A 24167-nucleotide genomic window follows, 5' to 3' on the forward strand; every position below is an offset into this window, starting at 1 on the left:
TTCCTATGTTGATCGGGTGAAGTGCCGCATCCAAGCGGGATCGGCCATGCGCGCGGCAGTCGCGGAGGTCGGGTCGGGGCGGAATCGCAACAGCACGAGTGCCGGCAGTCTCCACATCGTCCAGCTTTTTGCCTGGTATGCGGGCCGCTGCCAGCGTCGCAACCAACCCATTGCGGGACCCGCATGGGCAGCATGCTCATAACCCGGACGCGCGATTACCGCAATCGGCATCGTGCGCGCTATTCCGCGCCAATCTCGCCACCGGTCGAATTGCGCGAGATTATCCCCGCCCATCAACCAGATGAAGCGATTTCGGGGGTAAAGCCGGACGAGACCGCGCAAAGTGTCGATCGTATAGCGCGTGCCCAGCCGCGCCTCGATATCGGTCGCCCGGATCGGCGCCCGCCGCGCCATCGCGCGCGCGGACCGCAACCGCGCGGCCAGCGGCGCCATGTCGGTCGCCCCCGCCTTCAACGGATTGCCGGGCGACACCAGCCACCATACCTCGTCCAGATCCAGCGCCCGCATCGCGGCCAGGCTGATTGCCCGATGCCCCGAATGCGCCGGATTGAACGATCCGCCGAGCAAGCCGATGCGTTTCAAAATTCCACGGACCAATCCTGCCGTTCGTGGGGGACGCGTAACACCTGAACCTTGCCCACATCTTCGAGCACGCGATACCTGATGACATATGGTGTTTCATAGACTCGCAGGATGCGCGTCCCATCGCGAAGCGGCCTACCGCCGCGTGGGAAGTCCGCCAGCCACCTGGCCCGATACCTGATGGTCGCCAAAAGGCGTACCGCATAATCCGCGCTGCCGTTGCGATCCAACCAAGCGTCGATCCGGCGGATGTCTTCGAACGCCGGGGTCGTCCATTCTATTTCGAACATCGAGCGCGGTGTTTGGCGATCATGCCATCCAATGCCGCCATGACCTGCTTATGCGGTACCACGTCGCCGCGATCGGCGGCGTCGATGCCGACTTGAACGAAGGCATCGAAATCGGCTTCGCTTTCCACCACGCGACGAATCGCGTCGGCTGCGAATTCGGCATTTGTAACGCCGCGCTTTTCCGCAAGTCGTTCGATCAGGGCAAGTGTCTGCGCATCGACCTCTGCTGTAATACTCGACGAAATGGGAGCCGGATGGTTCATGTGAAAAGATTAGGCCGGGACCACGCAATCATCAAGGCCGCACCTGTCCGGTGCCTCGCCCGACCCATTTGTAGGTCGTAAGCCCCTCCAGCGCGACCGGGCCGCGGGCGTGCAGGCGCCCGGTCGCGATGCCGATTTCGCCGCCAAGCCCGAACTCGCCCCCGTCCGCGAACTGGGTGGAGGCGTTCCACAGCACGATCGCGCTATCGACCGTCGCGAGAAAACGGTTCGCGACCGCCTCATCCTCGGCAACGATGGCGTCGGTGTGATGCGACCCGTGGGCAGCGATGTGCGCGATTGCCGCATCCACCCCATCCACGATCGCGACCGAGGCGATCGCCTCCAGATATTCCGTATCCCAGTCGGCGGCATCCGCGGTGGCGATCGCAGGATCGATCGCGCGGGCCGCGGCGTCACCGCGCACTTCGCATCCTCCGTCCGTCAACGCGCGGAGCAGTTCGGCGCTGGCCGGATAATCGCAGTCGATCAGCAGGGTCTCCATCGCGCCGCACACGCCGGTCCGCCGCAGCTTGGCGTTGACGACGATCGCCGCCGCCATCTTCGGGTCTGCCGAGGCGTGCACATAGACGTGGTTGATCCCGTCGAGATGCGCGAGGATCGGGACCTTCGCCTCGTTCTGGACGCGCGCGACCAGACTCTTCCCGCCACGCGGAACGATCAGGTCAATCGCGCCATCAGCCGTCAGCATGGCCCCGACCGCCGCCCGGTCGGTGGTCTGGACGAGTTGCACCAGATCGGTCGGAACGCCTGCTTCCTCCAGCCCGCGCACGAATGCGGCATGGATCGCGCGGTTGCTGCGCGCGGCTTCGGATCCCCCACGAAGGATGACCGCATTGCCCGCCATCACGCACAAGGCGGCGGCATCCGCGGTCACGTTCGGCCGGCTTTCGTAAATGATCCCGATCACGCCGATCGGCACGCGGACCCGCGACAGTTTCAGGCCGTTCGGGCGTTCAGTTTCCTCGATCAACGTCCCCGCCGGATCGGGGAGCGCCGCGATCGCATCCACCCCCGCCGCCATATTGGCGACGCGCTCCTCGTCCAGCATCAACCGATCGAGCAGGGCCGCGGACAGGCCCGCCGTCCGCGCCTGCGCCATATCCTCCTCGTTCGCGGCCAAAATCTCGGGCGCCGCATCGCGCAAGGCACGCGCCGCCGCGACGAGCGCCTTCGGTTTCGCACCCGGCGGCAGCGCGGCCACGCGACCGGCGGCGGAACGCGCGCGTCGTCCCATATCTGCGATCATCGCTTCGGGCGCGCGGGAGAGGTCGGTCGTTTCGCTCATGAGCTTTCGCTAACATGCTGCCCGGCGCTGCCAAAGCCCTATCGCTTTTGCACTTACGGGTGATAGGCTGCCCGACGATGACGGGGGAAATCGGAGCAGTGGGCGACATCGTCACGGGCGCGTTGCTTGGTCGTGCGGTGGAGCCGCGCGCGGGCGAAATGCATGGCAAGGCGCGCGGCACAGGACACGGCCTGTGCCTGAACTGCGGCACCGCGCTGATCGGGGACTTCTGCCACGCCTGCGGTCAGACCGAGCATGTCCACCGCACATTGGGCTCGATCGGGCACGACCTGCTGCACGGCGTGTTCCATTTCGAGGGTAAGATTTGGCGGACGATCCCGATGCTCGTCCTGCATCCCGGCGCGCTGACGCGGCGCTATGTCGCCGGCGAACGCGCCCGGTTCGTCTCGCCACTCGCTTTGTTCCTGTTCATTGTGTTCCTGCTCTTCGCGACGATCCACAGTTTCGCGGGCGAATTCGACGGGCCTAACCTCAACGAGGTCCAGCGTGCCCGTGCGACCAGGATGATCGACGATCAACTGGGCGAGGCACTGGCCAAACAGCGCTCGCCTGGCGACATGACGCCCGAGGACCGGACCGAACTCGCCCTGACGATAAAGGGCCTGCAGGCCGCCCGGACGTCGATGCGATCGCTGCAGCCCGGCGATAAGGATTTTCGCTTCACCGACATGAAGACTGGGTGGCCCGCGCTCGATCGCGGCATATCCAAGGCCAATGCGAACCCCGGACTCGTCCTCTACAAGCTGCAATCGAGCGCATATAAATACAGCTGGGCGCTGATCCCGATTTCGACGCCGTTCGTTGCGTTGTTGTTCCTTTGGCGCCGCCGGTATCGGCTGTACGATCACGCGATCTTCGTGACCTATTCCCTCACCTTCATGATGGGATTGGTCATCCTGCTGACGCTGCTGAATAATGTCGGAGCACCGAACTGGGTGTTCTCGACCGCGATACCGTTCATTCCGCCCATCCATATGTTCGCGCAATTGCGGGGTGCATATGGCCTGCGCAAGCGATCGGCATTGTGGCGAACGGTCGCGTTGCTCGTATTCGCGTTCGTCGCGCTGCTGGCCTTCGGCACCCTGATGCTCGTCATGGGGCTGACCGGCTGACCGTTCCGACGGCTCAGCTCTTCTTCGTGCAGGGATAGCGTTTCGCGAGGACCAACGCGAAACCCTGTTTGAGCGGGATATCGCGCCCCGCTTCCGGGATCGACTGGAGCGCGGTCAGGAACTCGCCTCCTCCCATCTTCGTGCCCTTTGGCGGACAAGCCAGCGGTGGCTTGCCGGCCGCCTGACGCGCATCGGCCTCCTGCTTGAGCGCCATGCCCGCAATCCGCGCCTCTTCCTTGACCTCGCCCAGATCTCCCGACGCCAGCGCCAGCGGACCCAGCCCCTTCAGATTAGCGACTTTGGCGAGGAACGTGCGGACCGTCATCGTACCGGCGGGCGGCGTGGCCGCCTGTGCCGGCGCCAGCACCATCACCGATAGGAGCCCAAGCACCGAACCCATCGTCTTCATACCAAAACCCTCCCGCAAGCATGCTTGCGGGAGGGTTAGGTAGACGGTCATGAACCGTGGATTAAATCGAAGTGTCAGGCCCCGAGCGGGGTCGGATTTCCGAACGGTCCCTTGGGCCGCTTGGTCTTCGGGATCGACGTACCGGCCGCGGCAAGGACGGGCGCCTTGGGACCACCATCGCGGCTGATCGGCGTGCCCGCGATCAGTGCCTTGATCTCATCGCCGGTGATCGTCTCGAATTCGAGCAGGGCACCCGCAATCTCGTGCAGCTGATCGACGTGACGCGTGATCAGTTCGGTCGCGCGCTTGTGGCCGTCCTCGACGAGGCGACGGATTTCCCCATCGATCGCAAGTGCGGTCTCGTTCGACATGTTGTGCCGCTGGGTCTGCGAATAGCCGAGGAACGTCTCGCCCTGCTGCTCTTCATATTGCAGCGGGCCGATCGAGTCCGACATACCCCATTGCGTCACCATCGCACGGGCGAGCTTGGTCGCCTGCTTGATGTCCGACGATGCGCCGCTCGAAACCTTGTCGTGACCGAAGATGACCTCCTCGGCGACACGACCGCCCATGACGGACGCCAGATCGGCATACATCTTGTCGCGATGGTACGAGTAATTGTCGCGTTCCGGCATCGACACGACCATTCCCAGCGCACCACCGCGCGGAATGATTGTCGCCTTGTGGATCGGATCGGACGCCTTTTCATGCACGCGAACCAAAGCGTGTCCGGCCTCGTGATAGGCAGTCATCCGCTTCTCGTCGTCGGTCATGACGAGCGACTTCCACTCGGTGCCCATGATGACACGATCCTTGGCAAGTTCGAACTGTGCCATCGCAACTAGCCGCTTGCCGAGACGCGCCGCCATCAGCGCCGCTTCGTTGACGAGATTCGCCAGATCGGCACCCGCCATTCCCGGCGTGCCGCGCGCGAGCGTGCGGGCATCGACGTCGGGCGCAAGCGGCACCTTCTTCATGTGCACTTCGAGGATCTTCACGCGACCTTCGATATCCGGCAGCGGGACCGTGACGCGGCGATCGAAACGACCCGGACGCAATAGCGCAGGATCGAGCACGTCGGGACGGTTCGTCGCGGCAACGATGATGATGCCTTCCGAAGCCTCGAAACCGTCCATCTCGACCAGAAGCTGATTCAGCGTCTGCTCGCGTTCGTCATTTCCGTTGCCGAGGCCGGCACCGCGATGACGACCGACGGCATCGATTTCGTCGATGAAGACGATGCATGGTGCCGACTTCTTCGCCTGTTCGAACATGTCGCGGACGCGGCTTGCACCGACGCCGACGAACATCTCGACAAAGTCCGAACCGGAAATCGTGAAGAACGGAACGCCTGCCTCACCCGCGATCGCGCGGGCCAGCAGGGTCTTGCCGGTACCCGGCGAGCCGACGAGCAGCGCGCCCTTTGGAATCTTGCCACCCAGACGGGCGAACTTGGTCGGATCCTTGAGGAATTCGACGATCTCTTCCAGTTCCTCACGCGCTTCATCGATGCCGGCGACGTCGGCGAAGGTCACGCGACCTTCCTTCTGCGTCAGCATCTTGGCGCGCGACTTGCCGAAGCCCATCGCACCGGAGCCGGAATTCTTCTGCATCTGGCGCAACACGAAGAAGGCGATACCGAGGAACAGCAGGAACGGCAGCGACTGGACCAGGATGACCTGCCAGATTGCCGGGCCTTCTTCCGGTTTCGCAGTGATCGCGACGTTCTTCGCACGCAGGCGATCAATCAGCTGAGGATCGGGCAGCGCATAAGTCTTGAACTTGGTGTCGTTCGTCAACGTGCCCGATATCACCTCGCCAGCGACATTCACGTCCTTGACGCTGCCTTCCTGAACCTTGTCGAGGAAAGACGAGTAAGCGATCGCCGTACCCGCTGGCTGACGGTTCGGCGAATCGAACATCGTCACGAAGACCGCGAGCGCGAGCAGGATGCCGACCCAGATCAAAAGGCTCTTCATCCACGGATTTGGGCCGTTTCCGTCCTGACCGGGCTGCTTGTCGTTATCGTTCATGGGGTTTTACGCACCTTTCTTGGTCCCAAGATAAGCGCACTGAAGTTAATGGCAATGCAACAGCGCCCAGAATACGCCGATCAGATCGCTCTACGCGGTGGCGCCGCACGAAAATGCCAAATTCCGCCGGTTTCGGATCCCATGATCCCCGCCTGCGTGGCGGACTTTCCGACTTCCAGCGCATCGAGAAGCGATTCGACGTTGCTGGCCTGACTCCACGGCGGATTCTCGATCGACAGTTCAGCGCGGAGCGACGTCACCAGAGCGCGGACGAGCCGGCGACGTACTTCCCGTGGCAACCCCTTGGCGGTGATCCGCCGCTCGCCCGGTGCCGCCGCCACTCCGTATGTCTCGATCAGCCAGCGATCCAGCTGATGAAGATCGCGGTCGGCATCGGCGAGGTGCGACGCGGCCCGGGCGATCTGTGCCACGTCGAGCCATTCGTTCTGCAGCAGCAGGCCGCGAAAACGGGTGCGGTCGTATCGATCGCTCGCGTTGCTGGGATCATCGACGAAGGGCAGGCCCCATGCCTCCGCCAGCGTACGCAGCTCGCGTCGACGCCAGGTCAATAACGGGCGAAGCAGGATCAAGTCGTCGGCGACCCGTCGCGACCGGCGGATAGCCGCCAGCCCGGCCAGCCCCGCCCCCCGCGCAGCCCGCATCAGGAAGGTTTCCGCCTGATCGTCGGCATGATGCCCGGTGGCGAGGATCGTGGCGCCCTTTCCGCGAGCCCAATCGATGAGCAAGCCATAGCGGGCCGTCCGGGCGCTTGCCTGAAGGTTGGCTGTCCCGATCGGTTCGGCGGGCGACAGAACGGCATGCGGGATCGGCGGAGCCCCGATGCCCGGATCGCCACAATAATGCGCCACCATCGCAGCCTCGGTCGCGGCATCGGGGCGCAATCCGTGGTCGACGGTCGCCGCAATCACGCGGCCGGGCAACGCCGCGGACGCCAGAGCTAGCAGGGCCATGCTGTCCGGGCCGCCGGAAACGGCAATGGCGAGGATATCGTCCGATCGTAGCGGCCGCCCCAAAGCCGCTGGAATGTCCTCGCGGAAGCGGATGACCGCGGCGTGTTGCTCGGTCACCGGTTGCCGCGGATTATTTCCCGCACTTTTGCGCCGTCCGCCCCTTGGCGACCCCGGCCTTCATCGCGTCGCTCAACTTGTCGGGATAGACGTCGGTCAGTTCGTCATAGACCTTGCAGATCTCGGTCGACGGCTTCTTCAGGATCGTCAGCGCCTGAGCGAGATAATACAGGCTTTCGTGCGCGCGATCACCCTTGGGCTGAGTGCGGTAATTGTCGTAAAAGGCGAGCACCGCGAGGTTCGGCTTGCCATCGTCGAGCAGCGCGCGACCGAGCATGTTCTGCGCGCGGCTAACGCGGCGATGCTGTGGGTAATCCTTTACGAGTTGCTTGAACTGCGCTTCGGCCTCCGGATACAGTTTAGCCTCCCACAGACGATATCCGTAATTGTACATATCCTCGCCCGCATCGGCGGTTGAGGGCTTCTCGACCGCCGCGATCCGGTCGGCGCGCGCATTATCCTTCGTTGCGGGCACGGCGCCGGTCTTTCCGGCATCGGATCTGGTCGGCGTCGTCGGCCGGGCGGTCGGCAGCGGCCTGTTGGTGTTCGTGGCGCGGACCTGCTCGTCCATCGTCGTCGGCGTGCCGGCGGACGTACCGGTGGGCGGGGCGGTCGACGCGCCGCCCTCGAGTGCGCGAAGACGCGCATCCGTCGCGGTCTTGTATGCCGCGAAACCATCTTCGAACTGACGCAGCCGGAACTGGTTCTGCTCGATCTGACCGGTCATCGTGCTCAGTTGCGATTCCAGGGCATTCACGCGCGCCGTGAGATCGGTGACCGGCGTATCCGCAGGCGTTCCGATCGGAGCGGTCACCGTCTCCGCACCCGTGATTTCGGGTTGCGCGAACTTGCCGTTGGCGGTCGGGAACACCTTGCGCTGCACCGCACGCATCTGCCCCTCCAGCCGATCCACCCGAACGTCTATCGTCGTATCCCTCGACTGCGCATAGGCCGGCGCCGCGACGCCCCCGAGCAACGCGAGAAGGATCGAAAAACGGACAGACATGGACGTACCCCGGGTAAATTGCGGTGGCGACATGGTAGAGACGGTCATCAGATCGCGAGCCTCATGGCGTTGTATCGGGTGCGCTGGTCGCGGCAGGCGCCGGGGCGGCCGGCGCAGGTGCTGCCTGCGACGGCCTGGTCGGCTGGGGCGTCGGCTGCCGCGGAGCCGAGCGCGTGCTACGATCGGTCGTGGACGTATCGCGGAACGCCGGCGGCGCGTTGGTCGTGCTATTCGCAGGCGCGGTTGCAGCCGGTGCAGTCGCCGCAGCCGCCGGCGCGCCGTTTGCACGCGCCCCCAGCGCCGCCGCGCCGATCGGAACGTCCTTGATCGCGACACGGCCGGTGCCGAGCGGCGGCAGGACGGAACCGTTCAGCGTCACCTGAAGCTTGTCCGGGCGACCCACGTTGATCATCGGGCCGTTTGCATCGGACGGCACGTCAAACTTTTCACCCGGCTTCAACGTGCCGAGGAACAGCGTCTTGTTCGCCGCATCGTACACGCGCATCCACACTTCGTCCGTCGCGGTCAGCACGACCTGCCCGCTCGTCGGAACGGCGGCGGTGGTGGCAGGCGCCGCGCTGGACGGGGTCGGCGCTGGCATGATCTCGGCATTGTCGATCGCTGCGGCCGGCGGCGAACTCTCGCCGTTGAACAGGTTGGTTCCGTACCACAAACCGACCGCGATCAGCAGCGCGGCGACGACGATACCCGCGACGACCGCCAGGCCGAGAGATGGCGTACGCGACGGTTCGTCGATCTCATATTGCTCATATTCGGTACGGCGAACGCCGATCTTGTCTTGGCCGCGGACTTCGCGTGCGATCTCGACCTCGTTCAGCCCGACCGCACGGGCATAGGCCTTGGCGAAGCCGACCGCATAGGTGACCGACGGCATCGTCGCGAAGCTGTCGGTTTCGATCGCTTCCAGGTGACGCACCGGCACACGCGTCCGCGCGGCGACCTCGGCCAGCGACAGTCCCTGCGCCTCACGCGCCTCGCGCAGCCGTTCCCCTGCCGTCTTGGGAAACAACTTGGCGTCCTCTGCCGGGGTTACGTCGGTCATTACAGTCTCCGGCAGGATGAAGGTGCGGCCCCATTATTTTCCTGCGTGTTGAACCCGTGTCTCACAAAGGGGCAGTCAAGTGTCAACGCCCCGCGCAACGGCAACCCGCCGGATCACGCCAGTTCGACGCCGTTTTCCGCCGCCCAGCCGGCGAGCGCCCCCGCATGTCGCGCGGCGGATCGAGCAATAGCGCCTGCATCTTCGCCATCAGCGCCGCCCGATCGAGCGAGCGCACCATCGCCTTGATCGGACCGACGGCGGCCGGGGTGATCGACAACCGGTCGATGCCGAGGCCGATCAATGCCATCGCCTCCATCGGACGTCCGCCCATTTCCCCGCACACGGCCAGTGGCTTGCCCGCCGCCGCGACCGGCGCCTGAACCCGCGCCAGGAACCGCAGGATCGCCGGGCTCAGCCAGTCATAGCGTTCGGCAAGCTTTGGATTGGCGCGATCGGCCGCGAACAGGAACTGGGTGAGATCGTTGGTCCCGATCGACAGGAAATCCAGCCGCGGCAACAGGACGTCGAGCATTTCGGCCAATGCGGGTACCTCCAGCATCGCGCCGTACCGGATATCCACCGGCATCTTCTTTCCACGGCCGCGCATCCATTCGCGCTGCGCCTCGAACAAGTCGCGCGCCTCGTCATATTCCCACGGTTCCGACACCATCGGGAACATCACGTTCAGCGTCCGCCCCGCCGCCGCCTCGATCAGCGCGCGCGCCTGTACCTTCATCAGACCGTCGCGGTCGAGCGCGAGGCGCAACGCGCGCCAGCCCATTGCGGGGTTCTCCTCCTCCTCCGCATCGTCCTTGACTAGATAAGGCAGCGCCTTGTCGCCGCCGATATCGACGGTACGGAAAATGACCGGCCGGTCGCCCGCCGCATCCAGCACGTCGCGGTACAGGCGTTGCTGCTGCGTCTTGGCCGGAAGCGTGGCGGAGACGAGGAACTGGAATTCGGTGCGGAACAGGCCGATCCCGTCCGCGCCGGTGACGTCCAATGCCGCGACGTCGTCACGCAGGCCCGCATTGACCATCACGGTCACGCGGAAGCCGTCCTTGGTGATCGGCGCCTCGCCCTTCAGCGCCGCGAAGACTGCGCGACGTTTCTGGCGCAATTGCAGCTTGGTCTCGAACGCTTCCTCGATCGCGATCGACGGACGCGCGAAGACGTTCGCTTCCCCCGTGACGTCGAGCAACAGCATGTCGCCCTCCGCAACTGCACGACGCACGCCCTTGACGCGACCGAGCACGGGCACGCCCATCGCCCGCGCGACGATCGTGACGTGCGCGGTCAGCGATCCTTCCTCCAGCACCACGCCTTTCAGCCGGCGGCGGTCGTACTCCAGCAATTCGGCAGGACCGAGATTGCGCGCGATCAGGATCGTGTCCTGCTTCAGCCCGCCCTGCGCCGCGGTGCCCATCTGCCCCGACACGATCCGGAGCAGGCGGTTCGACAGGTCCTCCAGATCGTGCATGCGGTCCGCCAGCAGCGGATCGTCGATCTGCCGCATGCGGGCGCGGGTGCGTTGCTGCACGCGCTCGATCGCGGCTTCGGCAGTCAGGCCGGAATCGATCGCCTCGTTGATGCGACGGCTCCAGCCTTCGTCATAGGCGAACATCTTGTAGGTCTGCAGAACCTCGTCATGTTCGCCGCCGACGCCGAATTCGGCCTGGCTGGCAATGCGTTCGATCTGCTCGCGCATCTTGTCGAACGCCGCATAGACGCGGTGGCGCTCCGCCTCGGTATCCTCGGCGACGGTGTGTTCGATCGTGACGCGTGGCTGGTGGTAGACGGCGTAGCCGCTCGCCATGCCCTCGACCAGTTTCAAGCCCGGAATGCGGACGGCAGCGGTGGATTGCGGGCGGGCGGAGGAGGCTGCGCCGGCGTCGATCAGATCGGCATTGGCGATCAGTTCGGACAGCACCATCGCGACGGTCTGCAACGCCTCGATCTCGACATCATCGTAGCGGCGCTGATCGACATGCTGGATCGCCAGAACCCCGACCGCGCGTTCCCGGCGGATGATCGGCACACCGGCGAAGCTGTGGAAGCGTTCCTCGCCCGTTTCCGGGTTGTAGACGAAGTTCGGGTGGCTCGTCGCTTCGTCCAGGTTGAGCACCTCGACATCCTCGGCGATCGTCCCGACCAGCCCCTCGCCCAAAGCGAGCTTGGTGACGTGGACCGCCTCCTGCGCGAGGCCGCGGGTGGCGTAGAGTTCGAGGACACCGTCGCGCAGCAGGTAGATCGAACAGACCTCGCTGTGCATTCCTTCGCCGACAATGCCGACGACGGCGTTGAGCTTTGCCTGCGCGGCGGCACGCGATGCCATCACGTCGTGCAGGCGGACGAGGATTTCGCGGGCGGAGGCGACAGCAGATGGCATTTTGACGGGCTAGCAGGTTGACGGCGGCGGGGCCATAACCCCGAGCCACAAGCATATCTGTTTCCACGCAAAGGGAGCCTCCCCGCGCGAGGCCGCGGGGGCCGACGCCCGATCAGTCGAACAATCCGTCCTGCGCACCGGCGGGCGGATTGAGCCCGAGATGCTTCCAGCCGAGCGCGTTGAGGCAGCGGCCCCGCGCGGTCCGGGCGACCAGGCCGAGCTGGATCAGATAGGGTTCGATCACTTCCTCGATCGTGTCGCGCGGTTCGCTGAGGCCCGCCGCCAGCGTTTCGACACCGACCGGCCCGCCGCGATAAATATCCGCGATCATCGTAAGATAGCGCCGATCCATCGCGTCCAGCCCGAGCGAATCGACCTCCAGCCGGTTGAGCGCCGCATCCGCCGCACGGGCATCGACCGTATCGTGTCCGGCGGCGTGCGCGAAGTCGCGGACGCGCCGAAGCAAGCGTCCCGCGATACGCGGCGTCCCGCGCGAGCGGCGGGCGATTTCATGCGCGCCGTCGGAAGTGATGCCGAGCGCGAGCAGGCTGGCAGCCCGCGACACGACGCGTTCGAGTTCGTCGACTGTGTAGAAATGCAGCCGCACCGGAATGCCGAACCGATCACGCAGCGGGGTCGTCAGCAGACCCTGCCGGGTCGTAGCGCCGACCAGGGTAAAACGCGGCAGATCGATCCTGACGCTGCGCGCGCTGGGGCCCTCCCCGATCATCAGGTCGAGCGCGCGATCCTCCATCGCCGGATACAGCACTTCCTCGACGGCGGGTGCGAGGCGGTGGATCTCGTCGATGAACAGCACGTCGCCATCCTCGAGATTGGTCAGCAATGCTGCAAGATCACCCGATTTGGCGATCACCGGGCCAGACGTGGCGCGGAAGCCGACCCCCATCTCTCGCGCGACGATCTGCGCCAGCGTCGTCTTGCCTAGGCCCGGCGGACCGAAGAACAGGACGTGATCGAGGGCGTCGCCGCGCGATTTCGCCGCCGCGATGAACACGCGCAGGTTTTCGCGCGCCGCCTTCTGCCCGACGAAATCGTCGAGGTTCTTGGGGCGCAACGCCGCATCCACATCCTCGGGCGTGCGGGCGGGGGTCAGGATGCGGTCTTCGGTCATGCCCCGCCGCCAATAGCAAGCATCACGTCGCGCGTGTGATGCAGAATACGAATGACCCGCACACCATAGGGGCCGGCGATGTAATAAACGCGGTGTGAGCGGAAACCATGACTGCGGATATCTTCCCCAAGATCGCGCTCCGCTATCCCGACCGATGGATGATCGACGAGCAGGTCGAAAACCGTCCGCAACCCGTTCAGGTATGCGCGTGCGGCTACTGCACCGAAGGCGGCTTTGCTGTAAATCCGGATGTCGCGCAGATCGTCGCGTGCCGCCGGTACGAGCCGCACCCTAGGCACGCAGATCGGGATCCTCGTCGATAATCTCGTCGAGCACATCACGGGCATCACGATCGATAACACCAGAGGCCAGTCCCTCGTCGATCATCGCCTTCAACCATTGACGATCGACCGAAGATTCCGCGCGGTCACGGCGAACCAGATCGCGAAGATACTCGGCGGCATCGGCATAGTTGCCCTCCGCCAGTCGGGCATCGACCCAGGTTTGCAAGGCGGGCGGCATCGTGACGGAAAATTCTGACATCATCTGTGTATATTCCAGTCAGGCACTCGCGCCAATGTTTGGAAAGCCGTCCGGCACATCACTTCGCCGCCTTGCGCAGGGCGAGGCGGACGAGCGCATCCAGCGTGGCGGCTGCGCCCAGTTCCTCTTCCGCGCTGGCGACGGCGGCATTGGCTTCGGCGGGGCGGAAGCCGAGGTTGAGCATGGCCGAAACGGCGTCCGCGCCGGCGCCCGTCGGGGCAGCGACGCTGCTGCCGCCGATCGCGACTGCGCCGATCTTGTCCTTCAATTCGCGCACGATGCGTTCGGCGAGCTTGGGCCCCACGCCGTTGGCGCGCGCGACCATCGCCTTGTCCTGGCTGGCGATCGCGCGGCTGAGATCGGCGGCGTCGAGCGCGGACAGGATGGCGAGCGCAACGCGGGCACCGACGCCCTGCACCCCGGTGAGCAGACGGAACCAGTCGCGTTCGGCGGCAGTGGCGAACCCGACGAGCCGGATGAAGTCCTCGGCAACGAGCATTTCGGTGTGCACCATGCACGCCTCGCCCACCGGACCGATGGCGGAGAGCGTCCGCGACGATGCGCCGACCAGATAGCCGACGCCGCCGACGTCGATCACCGCATGATCGATATCGGTCGCGCTGAGGACGCCCTTGAGATGCGCGATCATCGGCGAACGTCCCGTTTCAAAGGTAACGAAATCCCCGCGAAATCACGCGGGACGTCGACCAGGCGAGGCTGGCGTGCGACGAATGACAGTGCATTTCCGGAGGGGGTACGATGCTCACGAAGGGCACATAACAGGAACGCAAGGTCGTGGGAAAGCGAATTCCGGCGGGCCGGCTTCAGGGTATCCGGCGCGCGCTCGCGACATGGTGCGCGTGACAGATCGCCACCGCCAGCGCATCCGCGGCGTCCGCGCCGGCGATCTTAACGCCGGGCAGCAGGCGCGTGACCATCGCGTGGACCTGCGCCTTCTCGGCTGCGCCTGTCCCGACGATCGCCTTCTTGACGAGCCGCGCGGCATATTCGCCGACATCGATACCGCCGCGCGCGATCGCCGCCATCGCGACGCCGCGGGCATGCGCGAGCTTGAGCGTCGATTGCGGGTTGGTGTTGACGAACACTTCCTCGACCGCCGCGGTACCGGGGGAATGATCCGCGACCAGCGCCGAGATCATGCTGTCGAGATGCGATAGGCGGCGGGCAAGCGCCTCCTTGTTGTCGGTTTTCAGATGGCCGTTGGCGACGTGCGACAGGCGGTTGCCCTCGGCACGGATGATGCCCCAGCCGGTGGTGGCGAGGCCGGGGTCGAGGCCGAGAATCAGCATGGTTTCGCGAGGGTCGAGGCAGAAGAAGGTTTGTTCGCGCGGAGGCGCGGAGACGCGGGGGAGGAAGAAGATCGTTCACGCGAAGGCGCGAAGCCGCGAAGGCGGTTTAGCCCGTGGCGACGTCTCGGCGCCGCGGCATCTCGTTCGCCCCGCGGCCGACCGGAATAAACAAGCTGCTGACGCAGAAGATCAGCAGCCGGCGGCGCGACACTCTTCGCGTCTTCGCGCCTTCGCGTGAACCGACCTTCTTTTCTGTCTTGAGTGTTTGCCGCTCCGGACGAGCCATTTCTCGACCAGCGATCTGACGTCGCGCCGCGAAGTGTTACTTGCCGGCCCGCCCCCTCTACCATTTGCCGAACGTGGCGAATGGTCCCCCTCCCCGTTTCGGGGAGGATCGGGTCGATCAACCGAGCTTCTCCATCACCTCGTCGGAGATTTCGTAATTGCCCCAGACGGTCTGGACGTCGTCGTCGTCGTCCAACGAATCGAGCAGCTTGAACAGGGTCGCCGCGTCGCCTTCGGATACGTCGACCATGATCTGCGGGCGCCAGGCGAGCTTCGCGCCATCGGGTTCGCCGAGCACCGGGGTCAGCGCCTTGACGACTTCGTGCAGGCTTTCGTTCGAGGTCCAGATTTCGTGACCGTCCTCGCTGGACGTCACGTCCTCTGCGCCGGCCTCAAGTGCCGCCTCGAACACCGTGTCGGCATCGCCGACGCTGGCCGGATAGTTGATCAGGCCGAGACGATCGAAGGCGTGGCTGACGGAGCCGCCCGCGCCCAGATTGCCGCCATTCTTGGCGACCGCGGTGCGGACGTTGGTCGCGGTGCGGTTGCGATTGTCGGTCAGCGCCTCGATGATCAGCGACACGCCGCCGGGGCCGAAGCCTTCGTAGCGGATTTCCTCGTACGTTTCCGCATCGCCGCGGCTCGCCTTGTCGATCGAGCGCTGGATATTGTCCTTCGGCAGCGAGGCGGCCTTGGCGGCGTTGACCGCCATGCGCAGGCGTGGGTTCATGTCCGGATCGGGCAGGCCCATCTTGGCCGCGACGGTGATTTCGCGGCTGAGCTTGGAGAAGAGCGACGAGCGCTTCTTATCCTGCGCACCCTTGCGGTGCATGATGTTCTTGAACTTGGAATGGCCTGCCATGAAACTCTCTTCGGCTACTATGTCGCTGTCGTCGCGGCGCGCTTCTAGCGCTTGACGGGCGCGGATGCCAAGCGGTCGATCTTCGCCTCCAGCCGGGACAGCCGATCGATCACTTCCGCGTCGAGCTTGTCGTGCAGCCGTTGGGCGAGATTGGATATCCGGTGATCCTTGTACGGCGTGTTCTGCACGCGGTTAGTCACCTGCGATCATCGGGCTTGCTGTGCATTTCGTCATCCCCGCGCAGGCGGGGATCCATAGTCGCCGCAATTCGTAATCAACTTACTGGCCACGGTGCGTATAGATTCCCGCCTGCGCGGGAATGACGAGGATAGTGTCAGGGGCCGACCCGCCCCTTAGATCATACCCAGCGCTTGCAGGTACGTCTCCAGGATCATCTCTTCTTCCTGATACTCGTCCTTCTTTTTCTTGCGGATCGCCAGGATCTTGCGGATCGCCTTGGTGTCGTAGCCACGGCTCTTCGCCTCGGCCATCACGTCCTTGATGTCGTCGCTGATGCCCTTTTTCTCTTCTTCCAGACGCTCGGCCCGTTCGATCAACAGCCGCAATTCGTCGGCAGCGACGCGACCGCCGCCCATGCCTTCCCCACGCTCTTCACTCATGTATCAAATCCCCAGCTGATCGGCGCCCGCGTCGCACGATGCGGCAGGCGGCAAGCTGGTGCGCGTCTATGGAAGCCGCGCGCTTCGATCAATTGCTATCTCGGTCCGGCGACCGCGATGACGCCGCGGTGCATCACGAAATCCATTCGCTCCAGCGCGCGGACATCGTCGAGCGGCGAGGCGGCGACCGCGATGATGTCGGCGGTCTTGCCGATCTCGATCGTGCCGACGTCGCTGCGGCCGAGCAGGTCGGCGGCAGCGACCGTCGCGGTGCGGATCGCCTGCATCGGCGTCATCCCCGACGCGACGAGCAGGGCGAATTCCTGCGCGTTATCGCCGTGCCGCGACACGCCCGTGTCGGTGCCGAACGCGACCTTGACCCCCGCCGCGATCGCCCGCTGGTGGCTGGCGCGCATCGCCGCCGCCGCGGCTTCCGCCTTCGGAATCGTGGCTGGTGGCAGCGCGCCGCCGCGCGCCTGCGCCAAAGCAGCGACGGGGGCCATTTCGGTCGGCACGAGATATGCGCCCCTGGCCTTGAACAAAGCGATCGTCTCGTCGTCGAGGAACGTGCCGTGCTCGATCAGAATCGACCCCGGCATTCAATGCCGCCTTGGTTCCTTCTGCCGCATGACTGTGCGCGGCGGCCTTGCGGCCCAATGCGTGCGCGGTATCGACGATCGCCTTCATCTCCTCCGGCGTCATCGCGCGGCCGAGGCCACCCGCGACGTTCGACAGCACGCCGCCCGTCGCGGCGAACTTGATCACCTTCGCCCCCAGCCCGACCTGCGCGCGCACCGCGCGGCGGCAATCGTCGGGACCATCGCACAGGTTGATGTCCGCCTTGTGCACCGCGTCCGCGAATTCCTCGGCCAAGCCGTTGGCGGAATCGCCGTGACCGCCGGTGACCGACATCATGCGGCCGGCATTGGTGATCGACGGCCCCTCCAGCTCACCACGGTCGATCGCGTCGCGCAGCGCACGGATGCCGCGCGGGTCACCGCCGAGATCGCGCACCGAGGTGAAGCCGGCCTGCAACGTGACCTTCGCATTGACGGCCGCGGTCATCATATCGTCGAACCGGTCGCGGGTCAGCGCCTCCAGCCGGCTGCGCATCGGGTCTCCACCGATGCCCCACAGATGCACGTGCATATCGATCAGGCCCGGCAGGACGAACTGCCGAGACAGATCGACCAGGGCCGCGCCGGATTCGGGGGTGCGAAGCCGTCGCGAATCTCGGCGATCGTGCCGTCGCGGACGATGATCGTGCTGTTGCCGCGCGGTTTCTGGCCGGGTTTGTCGAGCAGGGTGCCCGCGTGGATGTACGTTACCTTGGTCGCGACCGGCTGCGCCGTACGTGCAGGCGCGGGCGGCGTTTGGGCGAAAGCCGCGCTGCCAGCGAGCAAGGCGACCGGTGCGACCCAGCGTAACGTCATGATATCTCTCCCCTGTTGCAGGATGGTGTCGCGCGGACGGGGAAGAGGGTCAAGCGGGGTTCTTTTTCATACTTTCGGCCATGCGGGCGAGCTGTTCGGGAGTCGCCTCATCCTGATGCTGGGCCTTCCACTGGGCATAGGGCATGCCGTAGATCGTCTCGCGCGCCTCGTCCTTGGTGAGCGCGCCGCCGCTCGCTTCCTGCGTCCAGTCGGACAGGCAATTGCGGCAGAAACCGGCGAGCCCCATAAGGTCGATATTCTGCGCATCGTCGCGGTGGCGCAGGTGCAGGACCAGACGACGGAAGGCAGCGGCCGCGACCGCGTCGTCAAGGGCTTCTAACTGCGACATTTGTATATTCTCCCGGTTGATCGATCGGAGATAGCCTTTAGAGCCGGGGCTGCAAGGCAAAGGACTTCGACATGACCAAGGCCATCAGCCCGCGATCGCGCAAGGTGCGCGTTCTCGCCACGCTCGGCCCCGCCAGCAATTCGGTCGAGATGATCGGCAAGCTGTTCGAAGCCGGGGCGGATGCGTTCCGCGTCAACATGAGCCACGGCGATCAGGAATCGAAAGTCGCGGTGATCCAGGCGATCCGGTCGCTGGAAAAGAAATACGGGCGGCCGACCACGATCCTGGCGGATCTGCAGGGGCCGAAGCTGCGCGTCGGGCGGTTTGCCGACGGCCGGGTCGAACTGGTCACCGGGGCGCTGTTCCGGCTGGACCGCGATCCCGCCCCGGGCGATGCGACGCGCGTCGAGCTGCCGCACCGCGAGATCTTCCAGGCGATCGAGATCGGTGCGCGGCTGTTGCTGGATGACGGCAAGCTGGTGCTGCGCGTCGAGGATCACGGGCCGGATCATATCGTCGCGCGGATCGAGGTCGGCGGGATGCTGAGCAACAACAAGGGGCTGAACGTGCCCGACGTGGTCGTGCCAATGGCGGCGCTGACGACGAAGGACCGTAGCGACCTGGCCTTTGCGATCGACCAGGGGGTGGACTGGATCGCGCTGTCGTTCGTGCAGCGGCCGGAGGATCTGGCCGAGGCACGGACGCTGATCCGCGGCAAGGCGGCGTTGCTCGCCAAGATCGAGAAGCCGTCCGCGATCGACCGGCTGGAGGAGATCATCGAGCAGTGCGACGGCGTGATGGTCGCGCGTGGCGATCTGGGCGTGGAACTGCCGCCGCAGACGGTGCCGCCGTTGCAGAAGCGGATCGTCGAGGTGTCGCGCCGGCTGGGCCGCCCGGTGGTGGTGGCGACGCAGATGCTGGAATCGATGATCACGTCCCCCTCCCCCACGCGCGCCGAAGTGTCCGACGTGGCGACGGCGATCTATGACGGGGCGGATGCGATCATGCTGTCGGCGGAAAGTGCCGCGGGTGCGTGGCCGATCGAATCGGTCGCGATGATGAATTCGATCGGCAATGCGGTGGAGAGCGATCCGACGCACGGCGACCGCGTGCACTTCACGATCACGCGCGCCGACCCGACGACGTCCGACGCGCTGGCCGAAGCCGCGAAGACGATCGCGGCGACGATCGGGGCGAAGGCGATCGTGTGTTTCACCACGTCCGGTTCGACCGCGCGGCGCGTCGCGCGCGAACGGCCCGGCGTGCCGCTGATGGTGCTGACGCCGAAGATCGAGACGGCGCGGCGGCTGGGGCTGTTGTGGGGCACGCATGCGGTGCACACGAAGGACGTGGAATCGTTCGAGGAAATGGTCGCCAAGGCCAAGCGCATGGCACTGCGTCACCGGCTGGCCGAGGCGGGCGACAGCATCATCGTGATCGCCGGCGTCCCGTTCCGCACGCCGGGATCGACCAACGTGCTGCACGTCGTCCGCCTGCTGGGCGACGAATTGAAGGATTATACCTGAACCGTCAGCGGGTGGCCGAGGAGCTTACGATCCCTGGTCATCAATCGTGCGCCGAGACGATACGCATGGACGAGCAGCATCTCGTCGAACGGGTCCTTGTGCGGAATCGGCGGATCGACGCGCAGGATGCAGTCTGACGGTTCGAGCGGCGCCATCGCGAAGTCGTTCGCCATCGCAAAACTCAATGCGGTATCGGGATCGATACTCTCCTTTTCGCGCCGCTTCGGGTCGTAGGCGTGCCACTTCACCCGCAATTCCCAGATGCTGATGGCGGAGACGATCAACGGCTCGGTCCGGCGTTCCAGCGCAAGGAATTCGCGCTTGGTAATCTTGTCGGGCAGCGTCGCCAACCAAACGAGGAAATGCGTGTCCAGCAGGATCTTCACGAGCGATTTGGGTCCCAATCGTCGTCCAGCCCCATCACTGCGCGACTGAAAGCGGGATCGTCAAAGCGTTCCTGCCAACCGTCCTCCAGTTCGACTTTGTCCAGCCCCAACTCCTTGCGCACGCGCGCCATTCGCTCCCAATCCAGACCACCGGGCGTGTCGGGGAGCGTTGAAACTTTGGGTGGCCCGAGTTCAGCGACGGGCTTGCCGTTCTTCGTGATCGTAACGCGCTCGCCTCGCTCCGCGGCTTCGAGGGCGTGGGCGAAATTGGCGCGGGCTTCTCGGACGGACATTTCCATGATGGCGGCTCCTGTGTGTACGCGGTGTACACGCAGGTGCCGGGTCAGGCAAGGATGCCGATTTCCCTCAAGTCGCCGCGCAACGTGTCGGCATCGGTGAACAGCAGTCCCTTCATGCCGACAGCCTCCGCACCGGCGACGTTATCGGCGCGGTCGTCGACGAACACGGCATTGGCGGCTTCCAGACCGAACCGGCTAAGCGCGAGGCGGTAGATTTCGGGTTCCGGCTTCAGCAGCTTCTCGTCACCGGAAACGACGATGCCGCGGAAGCGGTCGAACATCTTCGCCTCTCGCTCGCGGAACGGCGCCCAGAATTCGCCGGAAAAATTGGTGATCGCGTAGAGCGGCACGCCGGCCGCATCCAGATCGTCAACCAGGGCCGACATGCCTGGCATCATGCCGGTGATGCTGTCGCTGAAATGCGATCCCCAGCGCAGGATATTGTCCGCGTGATGGGGGTGTGCCGCGATCAGCTCGGCGGAGGTTTCCGCGAACGGTCGTCCGGCGTCATGCTGGAAATGCCAGTCGAGGCTGACGATGTCGCGCAGGAAAGCATCAAGCGCCCGATCCTCGGGGATCAGGCGCTCGTACAGAACCCTGGGGTTCCACGCGTAGAGGACGTTGCCGACGTCAAAAACGACGGCAGACGGCCGGGGCAAAATCAGCCCTGGCGTGCCTTGAAGCGACGATTGGTCTTGTTGATCACGTACGTGCGGCCGCGACGACGGATCACGCGGTTGTCGCGATGACGGTCCTTGAGGGACTTGAGGCTGTTACGAATCTTCATGTTCGAAAATCGCTTCTTGATTCTGGTGTTCGGAAAATGAGGGCTGCGCCTATCTTCGGGGGCTTCCCAAGTCAACCCGCGCACGCCATCGTGGAACCGCCACGGATCATCGTTCGTGGTCCAGCGTTACCCATACGCAACAATATGGTTCGGAGACGGAAGCGTGATCAAGGCAGCATTTGGATTGGTGATCGTCGGTGCGGCGCTCAGCGGTTGCACGACGCCGATGGTGAACGGCCCCGTCGATGTCACGCGCTTCCATCTCGGCGCCCCGCTGGAGCGCGGTAGCGTCAAGGTTGAACCCTTGCCCGGCGGCGCCTCCGCCAGCATCGAATTCCAGACCTATGCCGCGGCGGTCGATACGCAATTGCTGTCGGTCGGCTATACGGCCCCGGCGATCGGCGCGCCGGCGCAATATCTTGCTGTAGTGAGCTTTACGCGGACGTCGCGCGACATCGGCCCTGAGCGGTCGCCGGTATCGATCGGCCTTGGCGGCGGAGTCGGCGGCGGCGGGTATCGCGGGGGCGGCGTCGGCGTTGGCGGCGGAATTTCCTTCCCGATCGGCCGGCCGAAAACGCGCGAGCTGATCGCGACCGAACTGGGCGTGCAGATCCGCCGGCGCAGCGACGGCACGGTGATCTGGGAAGGTCGCGCACAGACCGTCGCCGACGTGCGGGCTCCCGCCGCGGTTGCCGCAAATTCGGCATCGAAACTCGCAAGTGCGCTGTTCCGGGGCTTTCCGGGCGAATCCGGCCGCACTATCACGGTGAAATGAGCATCACAGTCAACGCCGCCTTCGATGGCGGCAATATCGAACTCGTCTCGATCGAAGGCGATACCGTCAACCTGACGATCCGCCGGGACAAGGGATCGGAATTCTTCCAGTGGTTCTACTTCCGCGTCGCCGGCCTGTCCGATCGCGCGGCAGGGACGCCGTTGAAGTTCCGAATCCTGAATGCGGGCAGAATCGGCGTATCCGGACGGCTGGCCGAACTACAAGACGCGCGCATCGACCGACCGAGTGAACTGGCGGATGACCGATACGGGGTATGCGGACGGCATTCTGGAATGGGACTGGTCGGGCGAAGGCGACCTGGCCTGGTTCGCCTATTTCGCGCCCTATACTATGGAGCAGCACGAGGCGCTGATCGCACGGATTGCCGGGCAGCCCGGCGTCACGCACCGCGAACTCGGCGTCTCGCTGGACGGGCAGGCGATCGATTGCCTGACGATCGGCAGCGGACCGAAGCCGGTCTGGCTCTATGCGCGGCAGCATCCCGGTGAATCGATGGCGGAATGGTGGATGGAAGGCGCGCTGGAGCGCCTGACCGACACGTCCGACCCGGTGACGCAGGCGCTGTTGCAGAAAGCCACGTTCCATGTCGTGCCGAACATGAACCCGGATGGCACGCGACGCGGCAATCTGCGGACCAATGCCGCGGGCGTGAATTTGAACCGCGAATGGCATGAACCCTCGCCCGAACGCAGCCCGGAAGTCCTGTGCGTGCGCGAAGCGATGGACGAGACCGGCGTCGCCTTCGCGATGGACGTGCATGGCGACGAGGCGATCCCGGCCAATTTCTTCGCCGGATTCGAGGGCATCCCCAATTGGTCGGATGCGAAGGGCGAGCAATTCTACGATTTCGGTCGCAGGCTCGCCGCGCACACGCCCGATTTCCAGACGCAGATGGGCTATGGCAAGTCCGCACCGGGCAAGGCCAATCTGAGCATGTCGACCAATCAGGTCGCCAACCGCTTCGGCGCCGTTTCGTTCACGCTGGAAATGCCGTTCAAGGATCACGACGCCAATCCCGATCTCGAATTCGGCTGGGGCGCGGAGCGGTCGAAGGCGCTGGCGCATTCGTGCCTGGAAGTGCTGGCCGAGGTGATCGACCAGATCTGATGGAGATCCGCCGCGACGACCCCGCCGCGCCTTATGTCGCCGGTCTACTTGCGCATCATCTGACGGAGTTGCGCGGGCATATGGCGGAATTCGCGTTCGCGTTGGATGCGACCGGATTGTCCGCGCCGGGGGTGACGTTCTGGACCGCGTGGCGCGACGACGGTCTGGTCGGGTTCGTGGCGCTGAAGCAACTCGATCCCCGTCACGGCGAAGTGAAGTCGATGCGCGCCGCGCCGGAGGCCAGGGGCACCGGCGTCGGGCGCGCGTTGCTGAACCACGTCGTCGCGGAGGCAAGGACACGCGGATACGACCGGCTGAGCCTCGAAACCGGGACGGCCGATCTGCATGCCCCCGCCGTCGCCTTGTATCGCAGCGCGGGCTTCATCGACACGGGCGCGTTTGCCGACTATCGCCCCAGTCTGCACAACCAGTTTCTCACCCTCCGCCTCCGGGAGTCCCGATGCCAACACTCGTCCTGATCCGCCACGGCCAGTCGGCCTGGAACCTCGAAAACCGTTTCACCGGATGGTGGGATGTCGACGTGACGGAAAAGGGTGTCGGCGAAGCGCGCGCCGCGGGGCAGTTGATGAAGGCGAAGGGGCTGGATTTCGACCAGACCTTCACCTCGCTGCAATCGCGCGCGATCAAGACGCTCAACCTTGCGCTGGAGGAAATGGGGCGGCTGTGGCTGCCGGTCGAAAAGGACTGGCGCCTGAACGAGCGGCATTATGGCGGGCTGACCGGGCTGGACAAGGCCGAGACGGCGGCGAAACATGGCGACGAGCAGGTGCATATCTGGCGTCGCAGCTTCGATATCCCGCCGCCCGTGCTGGAGGCGGGCAGCGAATATGATCTGTCGCAGGATCGCCGCTATGCCGGGATCGCGATCCCGCAGACCGAAAGCCTGAAGGACACGATCGCCCGCGTCCTGCCCTATTGGGACGGGCGCATCGCCCCCGCATTGCGGGACGGCCAGCGCGTGCTGATCTCCGCCCACGGCAACTCGCTGCGTGCGCTGGTGAAGCATCTGTCGAACATTCCGGACGACGAGATCACGTCGCTGGAAATTCCGACCGGGCAGCCGATCGTGTACGAACTCGACGCGGACCTGACCGCGACCGATCGCTATTACCTGAGCGAGCGGTGATC

At 65.0% G+C, this 24167-nt stretch carries 29 protein-coding genes and 3 pseudogenes; 6 read left to right on the forward strand and 26 right to left on the reverse strand.

All coding sequences use genetic code 11. The features are described from left to right. Window positions 1-3 precede the first annotated feature (3 nt). The 4 genes from H5J25_RS14295 to H5J25_RS14310 are packed head-to-tail and all read right to left on the reverse strand — an operon-like array spanning window position 4 to window position 2462. A complete protein-coding gene (locus tag H5J25_RS14295) occupies window positions 4-603 on the reverse strand; it encodes a nicotinate-nucleotide adenylyltransferase (RefSeq protein ID WP_202092071.1) in 600 nt (199 codons plus the stop codon). Then, complete coding sequence (locus H5J25_RS21700) at window positions 600-893, reverse strand: type II toxin-antitoxin system RelE/ParE family toxin (RefSeq protein ID WP_202092077.1); 294 nt, start codon at window positions 891-893, stop codon at window positions 600-602. Before H5J25_RS21700 ends, H5J25_RS14295 begins: the two co-directional genes overlap by 4 nt. Further along, window positions 881-1156, reverse strand: coding sequence for a CopG family ribbon-helix-helix protein (locus H5J25_RS14305; protein ID WP_202092083.1), 276 nt, complete (start codon window positions 1154-1156; stop codon window positions 881-883). The genes H5J25_RS21700 and H5J25_RS14305 overlap by 13 nt, the downstream gene beginning before the upstream one ends. Before the next feature lie 31 nt (window positions 1157-1187). Continuing rightward, entirely contained in the window at window positions 1188-2462 is a 1275-nt protein-coding gene (locus tag H5J25_RS14310) for a glutamate-5-semialdehyde dehydrogenase (protein ID WP_202092085.1), read from the reverse strand. Between the two features lie 77 nt (window positions 2463-2539). Between H5J25_RS14310 and H5J25_RS14315 the strand changes: the two genes are divergently transcribed. Then, a complete protein-coding gene (locus H5J25_RS14315; RefSeq protein ID WP_202092087.1) occupies window positions 2540-3595 on the forward strand; it encodes a DUF3667 domain-containing protein in 1056 nt (351 codons plus the stop codon). A gap of 13 nt (window positions 3596-3608) precedes the next feature. On the opposite strand, the gene H5J25_RS14320 is transcribed toward H5J25_RS14315, so the two are convergent. The 18 genes and pseudogenes from H5J25_RS14320 to H5J25_RS14395 all read right to left on the reverse strand — a co-directional run bounded on the left by H5J25_RS14320 (window position 3609) and on the right by H5J25_RS14395 (window position 18117). After that, the gene (locus H5J25_RS14320; RefSeq protein ID WP_202092089.1) at window positions 3609-4004 is read right to left on the reverse strand and encodes a hypothetical protein; all 396 of its coding nucleotides are present in this window, start codon (window positions 4002-4004) and stop codon (window positions 3609-3611) included. A 74-nt stretch (window positions 4005-4078) separates the two neighbouring features. Beyond that, on the reverse strand, window positions 4079-6037 hold the full coding sequence (gene ftsH / locus H5J25_RS14325) for an ATP-dependent zinc metalloprotease FtsH (protein ID WP_202092093.1): 1959 nt from the start codon (window positions 6035-6037) through the stop codon (window positions 4079-4081). A gap of 80 nt (window positions 6038-6117) precedes the next feature. Further along, entirely contained in the window at window positions 6118-7125 is a 1008-nt protein-coding gene (tilS, locus tag H5J25_RS14330; protein WP_225883134.1) for a tRNA lysidine(34) synthetase TilS, read from the reverse strand. Between the two features lie 13 nt (window positions 7126-7138). Further along, window positions 7139-8131 (reverse strand): tol-pal system YbgF family protein, encoded by a 993-nt coding sequence (locus tag H5J25_RS14335; RefSeq protein WP_202092095.1) that lies wholly within the window; start codon window positions 8129-8131, stop codon window positions 7139-7141. A 61-nt stretch (window positions 8132-8192) separates the two neighbouring features. Continuing rightward, window positions 8193-9194, reverse strand: coding sequence for a helix-turn-helix domain-containing protein (locus H5J25_RS14340; protein ID WP_202092097.1), 1002 nt, complete (start codon window positions 9192-9194; stop codon window positions 8193-8195). Window positions 9195-9307: 113 nt separating this feature from the next. After that, window positions 9308-11583 (reverse strand): annotated as a pseudogene (gene ptsP / locus H5J25_RS14345) (phosphoenolpyruvate--protein phosphotransferase). A gap of 112 nt (window positions 11584-11695) precedes the next feature. Further along, window positions 11696-12715, reverse strand: a complete 1020-nt coding sequence (gene ruvB / locus H5J25_RS14350; RefSeq protein WP_202092103.1) for a Holliday junction branch migration DNA helicase RuvB — start codon at window positions 12713-12715, stop codon at window positions 11696-11698. After that, window positions 12712-13005, reverse strand: a complete 294-nt coding sequence (locus H5J25_RS14355) for a type II toxin-antitoxin system RelE/ParE family toxin (RefSeq protein WP_202092105.1) — start codon at window positions 13003-13005, stop codon at window positions 12712-12714. Before H5J25_RS14355 ends, ruvB begins: the two co-directional genes overlap by 4 nt. Before the next feature lies 1 nt (window position 13006). Further along, window positions 13007-13258: a type II toxin-antitoxin system ParD family antitoxin gene (locus tag H5J25_RS14360; protein WP_202092107.1), complete on the reverse strand. Its 252-nt coding sequence runs from the start codon at window positions 13256-13258 to the stop codon at window positions 13007-13009. 58 nt (window positions 13259-13316) lie between these two features. After that, on the reverse strand, window positions 13317-13907 hold the full coding sequence (gene ruvA, locus H5J25_RS14365) for a Holliday junction branch migration protein RuvA (protein ID WP_202092109.1): 591 nt from the start codon (window positions 13905-13907) through the stop codon (window positions 13317-13319). 175 nt (window positions 13908-14082) lie between these two features. Continuing rightward, entirely contained in the window at window positions 14083-14568 is a 486-nt protein-coding gene (gene ruvC, locus H5J25_RS14370; RefSeq protein WP_202092111.1) for a crossover junction endodeoxyribonuclease RuvC, read from the reverse strand. A gap of 403 nt (window positions 14569-14971) precedes the next feature. Next, window positions 14972-15715, reverse strand: a complete 744-nt coding sequence (locus tag H5J25_RS14375) for a YebC/PmpR family DNA-binding transcriptional regulator (RefSeq protein ID WP_202092113.1) — start codon at window positions 15713-15715, stop codon at window positions 14972-14974. Between the two features lie 44 nt (window positions 15716-15759). After that, a complete protein-coding gene (locus tag H5J25_RS14380) occupies window positions 15760-15903 on the reverse strand; it encodes a hypothetical protein (protein WP_202092115.1) in 144 nt (47 codons plus the stop codon). Between the two features lie 165 nt (window positions 15904-16068). Continuing rightward, entirely contained in the window at window positions 16069-16311 is a 243-nt protein-coding gene (locus tag H5J25_RS14385; protein ID WP_202096391.1) for a DUF2312 domain-containing protein, read from the reverse strand. Window positions 16312-16430: 119 nt separating this feature from the next. After that, on the reverse strand, window positions 16431-16934 hold the full coding sequence (locus H5J25_RS21200) for an amidohydrolase family protein (RefSeq protein WP_263973935.1): 504 nt from the start codon (window positions 16932-16934) through the stop codon (window positions 16431-16433). A 46-nt stretch (window positions 16935-16980) separates the two neighbouring features. After that, window positions 16981-17484: pseudogene (locus H5J25_RS21205) on the reverse strand (amidohydrolase family protein); the annotation flags it as partial. 5 nt (window positions 17485-17489) lie between these two features. After that, on the reverse strand, window positions 17490-17768 hold the full coding sequence (locus H5J25_RS20800) for a hypothetical protein (protein WP_225883136.1): 279 nt from the start codon (window positions 17766-17768) through the stop codon (window positions 17490-17492). Between the two features lie 49 nt (window positions 17769-17817). Further along, entirely contained in the window at window positions 17818-18117 is a 300-nt protein-coding gene (locus tag H5J25_RS14395) for a DUF1244 domain-containing protein (RefSeq protein WP_202092117.1), read from the reverse strand. Between the two features lie 71 nt (window positions 18118-18188). Here H5J25_RS14395 and pyk point away from each other — a divergent pair, with 71 nt between their 5' ends. Beyond that, window positions 18189-19643: a pyruvate kinase gene (pyk, locus tag H5J25_RS14400; protein WP_202092119.1), complete on the forward strand. Its 1455-nt coding sequence runs from the start codon at window positions 18189-18191 to the stop codon at window positions 19641-19643. On the opposite strand, the gene H5J25_RS14405 is transcribed toward pyk, so the two are convergent. Genes H5J25_RS14405 through ykgO form a run of 4 tightly spaced genes read right to left on the reverse strand, consistent with a single transcriptional unit; the run spans window position 19634 to window position 21115 of the window. Beyond that, complete coding sequence (locus tag H5J25_RS14405; protein WP_202092121.1) at window positions 19634-20029, reverse strand: type II toxin-antitoxin system VapC family toxin; 396 nt, start codon at window positions 20027-20029, stop codon at window positions 19634-19636. The two genes, pyk and H5J25_RS14405, sit on opposite strands and share 10 nt — an antisense overlap. Further along, a complete protein-coding gene (locus tag H5J25_RS14410) occupies window positions 20026-20328 on the reverse strand; it encodes a type II toxin-antitoxin system Phd/YefM family antitoxin (protein ID WP_202092123.1) in 303 nt (100 codons plus the stop codon). The genes H5J25_RS14405 and H5J25_RS14410 overlap by 4 nt, the downstream gene beginning before the upstream one ends. 44 nt (window positions 20329-20372) lie before the next feature. Then, window positions 20373-20987: an HAD family hydrolase gene (locus H5J25_RS14415; RefSeq protein ID WP_202092125.1), complete on the reverse strand. Its 615-nt coding sequence runs from the start codon at window positions 20985-20987 to the stop codon at window positions 20373-20375. Between the two features lie 2 nt (window positions 20988-20989). Continuing rightward, complete coding sequence (ykgO, locus tag H5J25_RS14420; RefSeq protein WP_003046794.1) at window positions 20990-21115, reverse strand: type B 50S ribosomal protein L36; 126 nt, start codon at window positions 21113-21115, stop codon at window positions 20990-20992. 163 nt (window positions 21116-21278) lie between these two features. On the opposite strand from ykgO, the gene H5J25_RS14425 reads away from it, so the two are divergent. From H5J25_RS14425 to gpmA, 4 genes and pseudogenes are all read left to right on the forward strand, one after another. After that, window positions 21279-21890 (forward strand): DUF4136 domain-containing protein, encoded by a 612-nt coding sequence (locus tag H5J25_RS14425; RefSeq protein ID WP_318781318.1) that lies wholly within the window; start codon window positions 21279-21281, stop codon window positions 21888-21890. After that, a pseudogene (locus tag H5J25_RS14430) lies at window positions 21887-23018 on the forward strand (M14 family metallopeptidase). Before H5J25_RS14425 ends, H5J25_RS14430 begins: the two are co-directional and overlap by 4 nt. Further along, window positions 23018-23497 (forward strand): GNAT family N-acetyltransferase, encoded by a 480-nt coding sequence (locus tag H5J25_RS14435; RefSeq protein WP_202092127.1) that lies wholly within the window; start codon window positions 23018-23020, stop codon window positions 23495-23497. Before H5J25_RS14430 ends, H5J25_RS14435 begins: the two are co-directional and overlap by 1 nt. Further along, window positions 23479-24165, forward strand: coding sequence for a 2,3-diphosphoglycerate-dependent phosphoglycerate mutase (gene gpmA, locus H5J25_RS14440; protein WP_202092129.1), 687 nt, complete (start codon window positions 23479-23481; stop codon window positions 24163-24165). Before H5J25_RS14435 ends, gpmA begins: the two co-directional genes overlap by 19 nt. Window positions 24166-24167: the final 2 nt, after the last annotated feature.

Origin of the sequence: Sphingomonas aliaeris, from assembly GCF_016743815.1 — a bacterium.
GTDB lineage: Bacteria > Pseudomonadota > Alphaproteobacteria > Sphingomonadales > Sphingomonadaceae > Sphingomonas > Sphingomonas aliaeris.

Bases quoted from the DNA above. Each gene is read 5' to 3' on its own strand.
- H5J25_RS21700 (WP_202092077.1), bottom strand. From the start codon at position 893: ATGTTCGAAATAGAATGGACGACCCCGGCGTTCGAAGACATCCGCCGG.
- H5J25_RS14435 (WP_202092127.1), top strand. From the start codon at position 23,018: ATGGAGATCCGCCGCGACGACCCCGCCGCGCCTTATGTCGCCGGTCTA.
- H5J25_RS14335 (WP_202092095.1), bottom strand. From the start codon at position 8,131: ATGTCTGTCCGTTTTTCGATCCTTCTCGCGTTGCTCGGGGGCGTCGCG.
- H5J25_RS14395 (WP_202092117.1), bottom strand. From the start codon at position 18,117: ATGTCGCAGTTAGAAGCCCTTGACGACGCGGTCGCGGCCGCTGCCTTC.
- H5J25_RS14410 (WP_202092123.1), bottom strand. From the start codon at position 20,328: ATGGAAATGTCCGTCCGAGAAGCCCGCGCCAATTTCGCCCACGCCCTC.
- pyk (WP_202092119.1), top strand. From the start codon at position 18,189: ATGACCAAGGCCATCAGCCCGCGATCGCGCAAGGTGCGCGTTCTCGCC.
- H5J25_RS14340 (WP_202092097.1), bottom strand. From the start codon at position 9,194: ATGACCGACGTAACCCCGGCAGAGGACGCCAAGTTGTTTCCCAAGACG.
- ruvA (WP_202092109.1), bottom strand. From the start codon at position 13,907: ATGATCGCGCATCTCAAGGGCGTCCTCAGCGCGACCGATATCGATCAT.
- H5J25_RS14375 (WP_202092113.1), bottom strand. From the start codon at position 15,715: ATGGCAGGCCATTCCAAGTTCAAGAACATCATGCACCGCAAGGGTGCG.
- ykgO (WP_003046794.1), bottom strand. From the start codon at position 21,115: ATGAAGATTCGTAACAGCCTCAAGTCCCTCAAGGACCGTCATCGCGAC.
- gpmA (WP_202092129.1), top strand. From the start codon at position 23,479: ATGCCAACACTCGTCCTGATCCGCCACGGCCAGTCGGCCTGGAACCTC.
- H5J25_RS21200 (WP_263973935.1), bottom strand. From the start codon at position 16,934: ATGCCGGGGTCGATTCTGATCGAGCACGGCACGTTCCTCGACGACGAG.
- H5J25_RS14315 (WP_202092087.1), top strand. From the start codon at position 2,540: ATGACGGGGGAAATCGGAGCAGTGGGCGACATCGTCACGGGCGCGTTG.
- H5J25_RS14305 (WP_202092083.1), bottom strand. From the start codon at position 1,156: ATGAACCATCCGGCTCCCATTTCGTCGAGTATTACAGCAGAGGTCGAT.
- ruvB (WP_202092103.1), bottom strand. From the start codon at position 12,715: ATGACCGAAGACCGCATCCTGACCCCCGCCCGCACGCCCGAGGATGTG.
- H5J25_RS14320 (WP_202092089.1), bottom strand. From the start codon at position 4,004: ATGAAGACGATGGGTTCGGTGCTTGGGCTCCTATCGGTGATGGTGCTG.
- ruvC (WP_202092111.1), bottom strand. From the start codon at position 14,568: ATGCTGATTCTCGGCCTCGACCCCGGCCTCGCCACCACCGGCTGGGGC.
- H5J25_RS14310 (WP_202092085.1), bottom strand. From the start codon at position 2,462: ATGAGCGAAACGACCGACCTCTCCCGCGCGCCCGAAGCGATGATCGCA.
- H5J25_RS14385 (WP_202096391.1), bottom strand. From the start codon at position 16,311: ATGGGCGGCGGTCGCGTCGCTGCCGACGAATTGCGGCTGTTGATCGAA.
- ftsH (WP_202092093.1), bottom strand. From the start codon at position 6,037: ATGAACGATAACGACAAGCAGCCCGGTCAGGACGGAAACGGCCCAAAT.
- H5J25_RS20800 (WP_225883136.1), bottom strand. From the start codon at position 17,768: ATGACGTTACGCTGGGTCGCACCGGTCGCCTTGCTCGCTGGCAGCGCG.
- H5J25_RS14360 (WP_202092107.1), bottom strand. From the start codon at position 13,258: ATGTCAGAATTTTCCGTCACGATGCCGCCCGCCTTGCAAACCTGGGTC.